Annotated in this window: 8 protein-coding genes; 1 reads left to right on the top strand and 7 read right to left on the bottom strand. The window is 69.2% G+C overall.

Annotated features, from left to right (window positions below; all coding sequences use genetic code 11):
• Positions 1–5: 5 nt before the first annotated feature.
• The 7 genes from selB to WIX39_RS24980 form a co-directional block, all read right to left on the bottom strand.
• Complete coding sequence (gene selB / locus WIX39_RS25010) at positions 6–1,913, bottom strand: selenocysteine-specific translation elongation factor (protein ID WP_409196118.1); 1,908 nt, start codon at positions 1,911–1,913, stop codon at positions 6–8.
• A complete protein-coding gene (gene selA / locus WIX39_RS25005) occupies positions 1,910–3,358 on the bottom strand; it encodes an L-seryl-tRNA(Sec) selenium transferase (protein ID WP_409196117.1) in 1,449 nt (482 codons plus the stop codon). Before selA ends, selB begins: the two co-directional genes overlap by 4 nt.
• Complete coding sequence (fdhE, locus tag WIX39_RS25000) at positions 3,358–4,386, bottom strand: formate dehydrogenase accessory protein FdhE (RefSeq protein WP_409196116.1); 1,029 nt, start codon at positions 4,384–4,386, stop codon at positions 3,358–3,360. The genes selA and fdhE overlap by 1 nt, the downstream gene beginning before the upstream one ends.
• Positions 4,387–4,547: 161 nt before the next feature.
• The gene (locus tag WIX39_RS24995; protein WP_409196115.1) at positions 4,548–5,171 is read right to left on the bottom strand and encodes a formate dehydrogenase subunit gamma; all 624 of its coding nucleotides are present in this window, start codon (positions 5,169–5,171) and stop codon (positions 4,548–4,550) included.
• Positions 5,172–5,181: 10 nt separating this feature from the next.
• The gene (gene fdxH / locus WIX39_RS24990) at positions 5,182–6,141 is read right to left on the bottom strand and encodes a formate dehydrogenase subunit beta (protein WP_409196114.1); all 960 of its coding nucleotides are present in this window, start codon (positions 6,139–6,141) and stop codon (positions 5,182–5,184) included.
• 165 nt (positions 6,142–6,306) lie between these two features.
• Entirely contained in the window at positions 6,307–9,384 is a 3,078-nt protein-coding gene (fdnG, locus tag WIX39_RS24985; RefSeq protein ID WP_159053717.1) for a formate dehydrogenase-N subunit alpha, read from the bottom strand.
• Between the two features lie 91 nt (positions 9,385–9,475).
• Positions 9,476–9,784 (bottom strand): hypothetical protein, encoded by a 309-nt coding sequence (locus tag WIX39_RS24980; RefSeq protein ID WP_081265942.1) that lies wholly within the window; start codon positions 9,782–9,784, stop codon positions 9,476–9,478.
• 200 nt (positions 9,785–9,984) lie between these two features.
• Here WIX39_RS24980 and WIX39_RS24975 point away from each other — a divergent pair, with 200 nt between their 5' ends.
• The gene (locus tag WIX39_RS24975) at positions 9,985–12,501 is read left to right on the top strand and encodes an ABC transporter permease (protein WP_106937089.1); all 2,517 of its coding nucleotides are present in this window, start codon (positions 9,985–9,987) and stop codon (positions 12,499–12,501) included.

The following is a 12,501-nucleotide window of genomic DNA, read 5'->3' as shown; positions in this document are numbered from 1 at the left end:
GCTGTTCAAGGCCTTGCCCCGAACAACGACGTATCGGGCCGCAGCAGATGCGCATCTTTCACGCGCCGCGTCAGCCCCACACGGTCGAAAAACTCCAGCAGCTGGATCGCGCGCTTGCGTCCCAACCCCGTCGCATCCCTGAAGCTCGCGGCCTGCAGCCCTTGCGGGCCTTCGAGGCAGTCGCGCGCAATCGCAGCCAGCCGCTCGACGGTCGCCAGCGGATAGTACAAGTCCTTCACCACCTGGAAGGCCTCGCCCCGGCGCGCGAGGCTCGCGAGCGTCTGCCGCACCATCGCCTCGCTCGCCGCGCAGTCCTTCGCAAGATCGCGCACCCACGGCGGATCGAAGCCGCCATCGGCCAGCCGCGGCAGCAGCTTCTGCGCGAGCTTCTGTTCGGCCTCACCGAGGCGCGCCGCATGGTCCGGCAGATGCAGCCAGGTGCCGCTGCGCACCAGCGCACCGCGCGCTACCAGCGCGTCGAGCGCATGGCGCCACAGCGCATCGTCCGTGCGTGGCGCGGCCAGCCGCTTGAGGCGGCGCGCATCGGGGCCGACCTCATCGGGCGCCGTGCGATGGAAGTCCGCGAGCCGGCCGGTGATCTGCGCCTCGAGCGCATCCAGGTGCCGCTGCGCGATGGCCGTGTGCTCGATGCGCACCGCATCCGCGGGCAGCGGCAGGGCGGCTTCGTCGGGCAGCGACAGCGCACGCGCCAGCCGCGCGGTGTCGATGCCCAGCGGCGCGTTGTGCAGCAGCGCGGCCACGCGGGCGGCCCGGTCGTCGATGGCCCAGGCGGCCAGCGTGTGCAGCCGCTCGGGCGTGCGGCGGTAGCGCACCGGCGCGAACGGGTCGAGCACGCGCACGCCGGCCATGGTGCGCGTGGCCGAGGCATCGCGCAGCACGCCCCGGTCGCCATGCCACGCGCCGACGCTCTCCTTCGTCACCAACTGCGCCAGGGCGGTTTCGCCGGGCGCGAGCACGTCGCGGTCGAGCAGTGCGAGCGAAGCCATCACGTCGCTCGCGCCGAGGTGCGCGTGCACCGTGGTGCCCGAGCGCAGCGGCTTGGCCTCGTCGGGCCACAACGTGAGCAGCACGTCGATGCGGTCCGTGGCAAGCGCGATGGCGGGCGTGCAGACCCAGTCGCCGCGATGCATCTCGTCCTTGGTGGCCCCGGCCAGCGCCAGCGCGCAGCGCTGCCCCGCATGCGCCGATTCGGCCTTCTGGTTCTGTGCATGGATGCCGCGCACACGCACCGTGCGGTCGCCGGGCACCACGCGCAGCTCGTCGCCGATGCGCACCGTGCCGCTGAAGGCCGTGCCGGTGACGACCGTGCCCACGCCCGAGAGCGTGAAAGCCCGATCGACCGCGAGGCGAAACGCCAGGCCGTCTTCGCGCCCATGCTCCCTGCGCGCCACGTCGAGCAGGCGTTCGCGCAGCGCATCGACGCCGTCGCCTGTGGCCGCCGACACCGCGAGCATCGGCGCGCCCGCGAGCGGGCTGGGCGCCAGCAGCGCCGCGATGTCCGAGCGCACCTCGGCCAGCCGCGCATCACGCATGGCCTCGTCGATGCGGTCGATCTTGGTGATGGCCACCGTCGCCTCGCGCACGCCCAGCAGCGCCACCACCGCCAGGTGCTCGCGCGTCTGCGGCATCACGCCGTCGTCGGCTGCCACCACCAGCAGTGCGTGGTCGATGCCAGTGGCGCCGGCGAGCATGGTGTGCAGCAGGCGTTCGTGGCCGGGCACGTCGACGAAGCCCAGCGACATGCCGTCGGGCGCATGCAGGTAGGCATAACCGAGCTCGATGGAGATGCCGCGCCGCTTTTCCTCGGGCAGCCGGTCGGTGTCGACGCCGGTGAGCGCGCGCACCAGCGTGGTCTTGCCGTGGTCGATGTGGCCTGCGGTGCCGATGATCATTGCAGTCGCTTGCGCAGCAGCGCCAATTGCGCGACGAATTCGGCGCTGTCCTCCAGGCAGCGCAGGTCGAGCAGCAGCCGGTCTTCGGCGATGCGGCCGATCACCGGCAGGGGCAGGCCGCGCAGCGCGGTGGCAAGGGCATCGAGCGCGGTGCCCGTGCCCTTCTTCGACGTGCCGGCCGGCGCGAGCGCGAGCCCGGCCGAGGGCAGCCGCTCGACCGGCAGCGAGCCCGAGCCGATCTGCCCGAGCAGCGGAACGACCTCGACGGTGAAGCGCGGCGACACGGCCGCTTGCACCGGTGCCTTCAAGCGCTCGGCCATTTCGCGGATCGCATCCGCGGGCCGCGTGAGCAGCCGCAGCGTCGGCAGGTCTTGCGCGAGACGCTCGGGCCGCAGGTACAGCGACAGCGTGGCTTCCAGCGCCGCCAGCGGCAGCTTGCTCATGCGCAGCGCGCGTTTCATCGGGAACTTGCGGATGCGGCCCACGGCTTCCTTGCTGCCCACGATGAGCCCGGCCTGCGGACCGCCCAGCAGCTTGTCGCCCGAGAAGGTGACCACGTCGCAGCCGGCCGCAAGCATCTCCTGCGGCAGCGGCTCGCGCGGCAGGCCGTAGTGGGCAAGGTCGATCAGCGAGCCGCTGCCCAGGTCGGTGGCCAGCGGCACGCCGCGCGCGTGCGCGATGCCGGCGAGCGTGGCTTCGTCGACCGCGGCGGTGAAGCCCTGCACGGCGTAGTTGCTGGTGTGCACCTTCATCACCAGCGCGGTGTGCTCGTTGATGGCGCGCTCGTAGTCCTGCGGATGCGTGCGGTTGGTGGTGCCGACCTCGACCATGCGCGCGCCCGCGCTGGCCATCACGTCGGGCATGCGGAAGGCGCCGCCGATTTCCACCAGCTCGCCGCGCGAGACGATCACCTCGCGCTCGCGCGCCAGGGCCGCGATGGTCAGCAGCACGGCGGCCGCGTTGTTGTTGACCACCGTGGCGGCCTCGGCGCCGGTGATGCTGCAAAGCAGTTCTTCGACCAGCGAGTCGCGGTCGCCGCGGCTGCCGGTGGCGAGGTCGTACTCGAGGTTGTTGGGCGATGTCATCACCGCGAGCAGCCGCTGCAGCGCCGCGTCGGCCAGCAGCGCGCGGCCGAGGTTGGTGTGGATGACGGTGCCGGTGAGGTTCAGCACCGCGCGCATGCGCGGCGCGAGGCATGCCTGGACGCGTGCGGCGAGCGCGTTGCCTAGCGCCTCTTGCTCGATGTCGGCGGCGGCCAGCTTGCCCGCCACGGCCCGCGCACGAAGCCCCTCGAGCAGCGCGCGCGCTTCCTTCACCACCAGCGTGCGGCCGTGCTCGGCCAGCAACGCGCCCGGCACGGCGAGGCGCAGAAGTTGATCGACAGAAGGCAGATCCTGGGGCCTTGCCGTCGAGCCGTGGACCACGGACTCTTTCGGCGCTGCCATCAGCCGCCTCCGCCGTCGTCGGGGATCTCTGGCTCTCCGAACAGCAGCATCAGGTTGTGGCCGCTGCGCTGGTGGCCGGCTTCGGAGACGAGCAGGTCGAGCGTGACGCTGGCGAGGTCGTCCGCGACGGGCTCGACCTCGGGGTCTTTCTCCATCGCGACCTGCTTGAGATAGTGGCCGCAGGTGTCGCAGCACTCGGCCTTGACCGCGCCTTCGCGCGCGCCGGTGGCCGGCAGTTCCACGCCGGGCTGCGGCGACAGCGATTCGAAGTGGATGCCCTTGGTGCTTTCGCAATGCGTGCACTTGATGCGAACGTAGTGCCACTCGGTGCTGCACAGCGAGCAGTGCAGGTAGCGAAAGCCCGCTTCGTCGGCGCCGATGCGCGTGATGCTCACTGTGGGCGCGCTGCCGCAGCAGGGGCATTCGTTGCCGGGGTCGGTGCGGCCGAAGATGTTCTCGCCTTCGCGGCCGGCCACCTGCAGCACGAGCTGGGTCCAGTAGGCCTGCAGCCCGGCGGCGATCAGCGGCGCGGCCGCGAGGTCGAGTCCGAACATGATGCGGCGCGAGAGGCGGTCGGCCTGCTGGTCGATCCATGCGTCGTCGGCGGCCACCACGCGGTCGAGCGTGTCGCGCGCCGGGCCTTCGGGCAGCCTTGCGCGGAAGAGGCCGAGCAGGCGGCGAAGCTCCTGCAGCCACACCGGGTCGCGCGTCCATCCGAAGGCAGGCATCGGCGGCTTCAGCACCTTGGCAGCGGCTTCGAGCGCGTCGGATTCGGGCAGCGCGACGGGCGCATAGTCCTGCAGCACCTGGTGCTGCGCCTGAGCGAGGTCGGCAATGAAGATCAGGTACTCGCGCATCGGATGCGAAGCCGCGAGCTGGCGCAGTCGAAGCTGCCGGTCGGAGAACGCGAGGGAGCGCACCGGCAGGCGCAGGAACGGCATCTGCCGCCCGGCCTGCATTGCAATCTGCTCGGGATCGAGAACGCGCGTGGTGCGGATCGGCGGCGGGGTGCCGGTTGAACTGCTCATTCAAATGACTCTACAGCGATTCGCACGATTTGCGATACGTGATTGGCCCCAGGGCCATTCGAGAGATACCGCGGAACCGGCTTTGCCGGGCCGCAGGTATCGCCCCCGGAAGGGGGGTGGCGAAGCGACACGAAGTGCGCGCAGCCTGGGGGAGAGCCTGTTTACTCACCTCGCGTCATTTTGCGATGCCAGAGTGGGTGGTTGAGCTTGGCCCATCCCTCGGTCACGGTGCCGCGCGTCATGGCGCGCAGCGTGCCCTTGACCCAGATGGCCGCGTAGAGGTGCGTGATGACGGAGAGAATCAGCACCACCGCCGACACCGCATGCACCACCACCGCGATGCGCCGCAGCAATATCGGGAAGAAGCCGACGAACCACGGGCTCCAGAACATGAAGCCCGTCACCAGCAACAGCAGCAGGCTGACGCCGAAGGCCCAGAACACCAGCTTCTGCCCGGCGTTGTACTTGCCCACCGGCGGCATGCCCGACTTGTCGCCCTTGAGCATCTTCGGCGCGTTGGCGATCCATTCGCGGTCTCCCTTGTCGAGGATGTTCTCGCGCCACATCGTGAAGAACAGGAACACGAAGCCCAGCACCATCAGCAGCCCCATGAACGGATGCAGGATGCGCGTCCACGGGCCGCCGCCGAACAGGTTGGTCAGGAAGAACAGGGCAGGGTGGAAGAAGGCCAGGCCCGAGAGCGCGGCCGCGAAGAACATGATCGCGACGAACCAGTGGTTCATGCGCGTGGCGTCTCGGTAGCGGCGAAGGTAGTAGCGTGTCATCGCAATCTCCTCATGCACGGGGCGCGGTGGGCGGCGGTGTCCGTGGCGGCTCTTCGATCACCACCACGTCGTCCGGGTGGCCGTCGCGGTCGGCATCGGGGTGGTCGTCCTTGGGCTCGATGGGGCCGGTCTTCATGTAGTGGAAGAAGCTGCCCACCACCGCGCCGATCATCGCGACCATCGCGAGCGGCTTGGCCACGCCCTTCCACAGCGACACCAGCGGGCTGATGTGCGGGTCTTTCGGCAGGTCGGCGTACAGGCCGGGGCGGTCGGCGTGCTGCAGCACGTACATCACGTGCGTGCCGCCCACGCCGGCCGGGTCGTACACGCCGGCATTGGCGAAGCCGCGCTCCTTCAGGTCGACGATGCGCTCCGAGGCGTATTCGTGCATGTCTTCCTTGGTGCCGAAATGCAGCGCGCCGGTGGGGCAGGCCTTCACGCAGGCGGGCTCCAGGCCCACGCCCACGCGGTCGGAGCACAGCGAGCACTTGTAGGCCTTGTTGTCGACCTTGCTGATGCGCGGCACGTCGAACGGGCAACCGGTGACGCAGTTGCCGCAGCCCACGCAATGCTCGCTGATGAAGTCGACGATGCCATTGGCGTACTTGACGATGGCGCCCGGCGAGGGGCACGACTTCAGGCAGCCGGGGTCGTCGCAGTGCATGCAGCCGTCCTTGCGGATCAGCCATTCGAGCTTGCCGGCCTCGGGCTCCACCTCGGAGAACTTCATCACCGTCCAGGAAGACGGGGTGAGGTCGACCGGGTTGTCGTAGGTGCCGTGGTTGGTGCCGACCTCGTCGCGCAGGTCGTTCCACTGCATGCACGCGACCTGGCAGGCCTTGCAGCCGATGCAGGTCGACACGTCGATCAGCTTCGCCACCTGCTGCACCTGCGGGCGGCTGCGGATCTCGGGCGATGGCGTGGTCGTGGCCGAGCGGGCGGCGATGTCCAGGGTTTGAAGGGAGGACATCAGTGGCTCCGGTCTTCTGTATTGCTCCTTCCCCTTCCGGGGGAAGGCTGGGATGGGGGCAGGCCTTCGGACAGGCGCCGCGCATGAGATGAGGCCGCTGTGCCCCCACCCCTGCCCTCCCCCGGAAGGGGAGGGAGAAAGTCGTCGAGTACGTGCTTCTTCATGTCACGCCTTCTCGATGTTCACGGTGAAGGACTTGTACTCCGGCGTCTGCGTGTTCGCATCGCCGACGAAAGGCGTGAGCGTGTTCACCAGATACCCCGGCTTGGCCACGCCGACGAAGCCCCAGTGGTTCGGCAGCCCCACCGTGTGCACCGTGCGGCCATCGACCTGCAGCCCGACGATGCGCTTGGTCACCACGGCCACCGCCTTGATGAAGCCGCGCTTGCTCGACACCTTCACCATGTCGCCGTGGCCGATGCCCTTTTCCTTCGCCAGCTCTTCGCCGATCTCGACGAACTGCTGCGGCTGGATGATGGCCGAGGTGCGCACGTTCTTGGTCCAGTAGTGGAAGTGCTCGGTGAGCCGGTAGCTGGTTGCCACGTATGGAAAGTCCTTCGGCACGCCGAGCCGCTCGAGGTCGCCCTTGAAGATGCGTGCCGCGGGGTTGGCGCGCGCCTTCTCGTTGTTCGGGTGCATCAGGTTGTTGACCAGCGGCGACTCGAAGGGCTCGTAGTGCTCCGGCAGCGGCCCCTCGGCCATGCCCGTGGGCGCGAACAGCCGCGCCACGCCCTCGGCCGTCATGATGAACGGGCGCACCGCGTCGGCTTCCATCGGATTGGCGTCGGGCCGTATGTCGGGAATGTCCGAGCCGGTCCACTGCTTGCCGTTCCACGCGATGAGGCTGCGTTTGGCGATCCACGGCTTGCCGGTGGTGGGATCGGTGGAGGCGCCGTTGTAGAGAATGCGCCGGTTCGCGGGCCAGGCCCACGCCCAGTTCTGCACCATGCCGATGCCGTACGGGTCGGCGTTGTCGCGCCGCGCCATCTGGTTGCCGGCCTGCGTCCAGGCGCCGCTGTAGATCCAGCAGCCGCTGGCGGTGGTGCCGTCGTCGCGCAAGAGGCCGAAGCCGGAGAGCTGTTCGCCCGCCTTGGCTGTCGGCGGCTTGCTCGGGTCCTTCGGATCGACCAGGTCGACCAGCGCGCGGCCGTTGTATTCCATCGCCAGTTCCTGCGCGGAAGGCGAGTGCGGAATCTTGTAGGGCCAGGTCAGCTTGACGATCGGGTCGGGGAAGGCGCCGCCGTCCTTGATGTAGGCCTGGCGCATTCGGTTGAAGATGCCCGCCACGATCTCGATGTCGCCCTTGGCCTCGCCCGGCGGCTCCGCGCCCTTCCAGTGCCACTGCAGCCAGCGGCTGGAGTTGGTGAGCGAGCCGTCTTCCTCCGCGAAGCAGGTGGAAGGCAGGCGGAACACCGTGGTCTGGATGTCGGTGGTCTTGACGTCGTTGAACTCGCCGAAGTTGCGCCAGAACTCGCTGGTCTCCGTCACCAGCGGATCGATGGTGACGAGGAACTTGAGCTTGGAGAGCCCGTCGACGATCTTCTTCTTGTCCGGGAACGAGCCCACCGGGTTGAAGCCCTGGCAGATGTAGCCGTTGAGCTTGCCCTGGTTCATGAGCTCGAAGGCCTGCAGCACGTCGTAGAGCTTGTCGATCTTGGGCAGGTAGTGGAAGCCCCACTCGTTGTCGGCCGTGGCCGCGTCGCCCCACCACGACTTCTGCATGCTGACGAAGAACTTCGGGTAGTTCTGCCAGTAGCTCATCTGGTTGGGCCGCAGCGGCTTCAGCGCGCGGGTCTTGTAGTAGTCCTCCAGGGTCTGCTCGCTGTCACGCGCGAGCGACATGTAGCCCGGCAGCGAGTTCGACAGCAGCCCCAGGTCGGTCAGGCCCTGGATGTTGCTGTGCCCGCGCAGCGCGTTCATGCCGCCGCCCGCCACGCCGATGTTGCCCAGCAGCAGCTGCACGATGGCGCCGGTGCGGATCATCTGCGAGCCCTGGCTGTGCTGCGTCCAGCCCAGCGCATACATGATGGTCATGGTGCGCGTGGACGTGCTGGTGCTCGCGATGTACTCGCACACCTTCAGGAACTTGTCCTGCGGCGTGCCGGTGATGCGGCTCACCATCTCCGGCGTGTAGCGCGAATAGTGCCGCTTCATGACCTGCAGCACGCACTGCGGGTCCTGCATGGTCATGTCGACCTTGGCCATGCCCTGCTCGTCGAGCGCGTAGTTCCACGACTTGGGGTCGTAGTTGCGCTTCTCTGCGTTGTAGCCGCTGAAGATGCCGTCCTCGAACTTGTAGTCGGGCCCGACGATGAACGGCGCGTTGGTGTAGTTGCGCACGTACTCCGTCTGGATCTTCTCGTTGCTCAGCAGGTAGTTGATGACCCCCGAGAGGAACGCGATGTCCGAGCCCGCGCGCACCGGGGCGTAGTAGTCGGCCATGGCGGCCGAGCGCGTGAAGCGCGGGTCGACCACGACCAGGCGCGCCTTGTTCTGCTTCTTGGCCTCGATGACCCACTTGAAGCCGCACGGATGCGCCTCCGCCGCGTTGCCGCCCATGATCAGCACGACATCCGCGTTCTGGATGTCCTGCCAGTGGTTGGTCATCGCGCCTCTGCCGAACGTCGGGGCCAGACTGGCCACCGTGGGTCCGTGTCAGACGCGTGCCTGGTTGTCGAACACCAGCATTCCGGTCGAGCGGAATGCCTTGTGCGTGATGTACCCGGTTTCGTTGGACGATGCCGAAGCGCAGAGCATGCCGCTGCTGGTCCAGCGGTTCACGGTCTTGCCGTCGGCGTTGGTGGTCTGGAAGTTGGCGTCGCGGTCGGCCTTCAGCAGCTTGGCGATGCGGTCGAGCGCCTCGTCCCAGCCGATGCGCTTCCACTCGGTGCTGCCGGCCTCGCGCACCTCGGGGTACTTCAGGCGGTTGGGGCTGTGTACGAAGTCGAGCAGGCCCGCGCCCTTGGGGCAGAGCGTGCCGCGGTTCACGGGGTGGTCGGCATCGCCCTCGATGTGGAGGATGTCGGACACCACGTTCTTCGCCTTGTCGCCCAGGCTGTACATGATGAGCCCGCATCCCACCGAGCAGTACGGGCAGGTGTTGCGGGTCTCGGTGGTGCGCGCGAGCTTGAAGTTGCGGGCCTCGGCCAGCGCGGCGGTCGGCGAGAAGCCGAGCGCCACGATGCTGGAGCCGACCAGCCCCGCGCTGCTCACGCGGAAGAATTGGCGGCGGTTCATGTCCATGACACGACCTCCTGCCTCGCTGAAGTGGGGTGTTTCATCGTGGGCTCTTCTTCTTTGCTTTGCGTGGGAAATCTGTTTCGGGCCGGCCGCGCTACTTGGGCGCGGAGCCGTCGCCGCCGCTCGGCGCGGGTGCCGCGCCGCCGGACGTGCCGCCGCCGTTCGGGCCGCTCATGCCGCCGATGGCCGAGCCGCCCTCGGACGGGCCCTTGTGGGCGGCGGACTCTTCGACCTTGTCGCCGGAATCGGCGGGCTTGATGCCGCTCGGGCTCGCGCCGGAAGTGCCCGAGGCACCGGCAGACGGTGCGGCGGGGCTGGCCGAAGGCTTGGGATCGCAGGCACTCAACAGCATGCCGAGGGCCAGGCACAGGCCCAGGGTTTGCAGGCGCTGACATTGCAGCATTGACACTCCTTCGGGGGAAAGGACGGCCAGATAGTGGAATGTTTTTATTTCACCCGCCGCGACCCGCAATAAATGCCTGATCGGCGCGGTGGGGTGTTTGTCACATCATGCGACAGCGCCAAGACGCGGGCAAGTAGGCCGAAACCGGCAATAACCCTTGAATCCGGCCGTGCGCGGGCCTCTGGGCTATCGTCGCGGCCATGAATGCCTCCCTCCGCCTGGGTTGGCGCACGCTCTGGCGCGACCTGCGCGCCGGCGAGCTGCGCCTGTTGATCGTCGCCGTGCTGCTGGCCGTGGCCGCGCTCACGGCCGTCGGCTTCTTCGCCGACCGCCTGCAGGGCGGGCTGCAGCGCGATGCGCGCCAGCTGCTGGGCGGCGACGCCGTGGTGGTCAGCGACAACCCGACGCCCGAGGCCTTCGTGGCGCAGGCCAGGTCGCTGGGCCTGGAAGGCACCGGCACCTACGGCTTCCCCACCATGGCCCGGGCCGAAGACGCACAGGGCGGCGCCAGCAAGCTGGTGGCGCTGAAGGCGGTGACGGCGGGCTACCCGCTGCGCGGCAGCCTGCAGACATCGGCCACGCTGGACGGCCCGGGCGCCGTCACCCGCGACATCCCGCCGCCGGGCGAAGTCTGGGTCGATGCCTCGCTGCTCGACTCGCTGGGCCTGAAGATCGACGACACCCTGCTGCTCGGCGACGCCGGCCTTCGCGTGGGCCGCGTCATCACGCTGGAGCCCGACCGCGGCGCCGGCTTCATGAGCTTTTCTCCGCGTGTCATGCTCAACCAGGCCGACGTGGCGCGCACCGCGCTCGTGCAGCCGGCCAGCCGCGTGGGCTACCGCTATGCCGTGGCGGGCGACGACGCGGCCGTCAAGCGCTTCACCGACTGGGCCGACGCCACGCTCAAGAAGGGCGAACTGCGCGGCGTGCGGCTCGATTCCTTCGAAAGCGGCCGGCCCGAGATGCGCCAGACGCTCGACCGCGCCGAGAAATTCCTGAGCCTGGTCGCGCTGCTCGCGGCGCTGCTGTCGGCGGTGGCCGTCGCGCTGGCCGCGCGCGGATTCGCGGCCAGTCACCTCGACGACTGCGCCATGCTGCGGGTGCTGGGCCAGAGCCAGCGCACCATCGCGGCGGCCTATACCTTCGAGTTCGCGGTGATCGGCGTGGTCGCCAGCGGGCTGGGCGTGGCCATCGGCTTCGCGGTGCACTACGTGTTCGTGCTGCTGCTGTCGGGCCTGGTCGAGACCGCGCTGCCGGCCGCCACGCTGTGGCCCGTGGCCTTCGGCCTGGGCATGGGGCTCACGCTGCTGTTCGCCTTCGGCCTGCCGCCGGTGCTGCAGCTGGCCCGCGTGCCGCCGCTGCGCGTGATCCGGCGCGACGTGGGCGGGCTCAAGCCGGCCTCGCTGGCGGTGCTGGGCGTGGGCGTGGCCGGCTTCGCGGCGCTGCTCATGGCGGCCAGTAGCGACATCAAGCTGGGCCTGATCGCCGTCGGCGGCTTCGCGGGCGCGGTGGCGGTGTTCGCGCTGCTGAGCTGGCTCGCGGTGAAGGTGCTGCGCCGCAGCGTGAACGAAACCACCGCGCCGCGCTGGCTGGTGCTGGCCACGCGGCAGATCTCCGCCCGGCCGGCCTATGCGGTGGTGCAGGTCAGCGCGCTGGCCGTGGGCCTGCTGGCGCTGGTGCTGCTGGTGCTGCTGCGCACCGACCTGGTGGCGAGCTGGCGCCAGGCCACGCCGCCGGACGCGCCCAACCGCTTCGTCATCAACGTCATGCCCGACCAGAGCGAGGCCTTCCAGAAGTCGCTGCGCGACGCGGGCGTGAGCAAGTTCGACTGGTACCCGATGATCCGCGGCCGCCTCGTGGCCATCAACGACAAGCCTGTCACGCCCGACGACTACACCGAAGACCGCGCCAAGCGCCTCGTCGACCGCGAGTTCAACCTCAGCAACAGCGCGGAGGCGCCCGCGCACAACAGCATCACCGCCGGCAAGTGGACGCCCGGCGCGAAGAACGAGGTGAGCGTGGAAGAGGGCCTGGCCGAGACGCTCGGCCTGAAGCTGGGCGACACGCTGCGCTTCGACATCGGCGGCATGCAGAACGACGCGCGCATCACCTCGTTGCGCAAGGTCGACTGGGGTTCGCTGCATGCCAACTTCTTCGTGATGTACACGGTGGCCTCGCTGGCCGACGTGCCCACCACCTACATGGGCGCCTTCCGCGCGCCCGAGACGCGCGGCTTCGACAACGCGCTGGTGCGCAGCTACCCCAACGTGACCAACGTCGACATGAGCGCCACCATCAACCAGGTGCAGCGCGTGCTCGACCAGGTGATCCGCGCGGTGGAGTTCCTGTTCGGCTTCACGCTGGCCGCCGGGCTGGTGGTGCTGTTCGCGGCCGTGACGGCCACGCGCGAGGAGCGTGCGCGCGAGTTCGCGGTGATGCGCGCGGTGGGCGCGCGCGCCAGCCTGCTGCGCCAGGTGCAGCGCGCCGAGCTGGCGGGCGTCGGGCTGCTCGCGGGTTTTCTCGCGAGCATCGTGGCCTCGGTGATCGGCTGGGCGCTGGCGCGCTACGTGTTCGAGTTCAGCTGGACCGCCTCGCCGGTGGTTCCGCTCGCGGGCGCGCTGGCGGGCGCGGTGCTGGCGCTGGGCGCGGGATGGTGGGGCCTGCGCGACGTGCTGCGCCGCCCGGTGGTGGACACCCTGCGCCGCGCGGCCGAGTAG

It is taken from the genome of Variovorax sp. AB1(2024) (genome assembly GCF_037482385.2).
In the GTDB taxonomy this organism is placed as follows: Bacteria; Pseudomonadota; Gammaproteobacteria; order Burkholderiales; family Burkholderiaceae_C; genus Variovorax.
This window is presented reverse-complemented; position numbering and strand designations above follow the sequence as displayed.

Coding starts and splice junctions, on each gene's coding strand:
- selB (WP_409196118.1), bottom strand. CDS start 1,913: ATGATCATCGGCACCGCAGGCCACATCGACCACGGCAAGACCACGCTG.
- selA (WP_409196117.1), bottom strand. CDS start 3,358: ATGGCAGCGCCGAAAGAGTCCGTGGTCCACGGCTCGACGGCAAGGCCC.
- fdhE (WP_409196116.1), bottom strand. CDS start 4,386: ATGAGCAGTTCAACCGGCACCCCGCCGCCGATCCGCACCACGCGCGTT.
- WIX39_RS24995 (WP_409196115.1), bottom strand. CDS start 5,171: ATGACACGCTACTACCTTCGCCGCTACCGAGACGCCACGCGCATGAAC.
- fdxH (WP_409196114.1), bottom strand. CDS start 6,141: ATGTCCTCCCTTCAAACCCTGGACATCGCCGCCCGCTCGGCCACGACC.
- WIX39_RS24980 (WP_081265942.1), bottom strand. CDS start 9,784: ATGCTGCAATGTCAGCGCCTGCAAACCCTGGGCCTGTGCCTGGCCCTC.
- WIX39_RS24975 (WP_106937089.1), top strand. CDS start 9,985: ATGAATGCCTCCCTCCGCCTGGGTTGGCGCACGCTCTGGCGCGACCTG.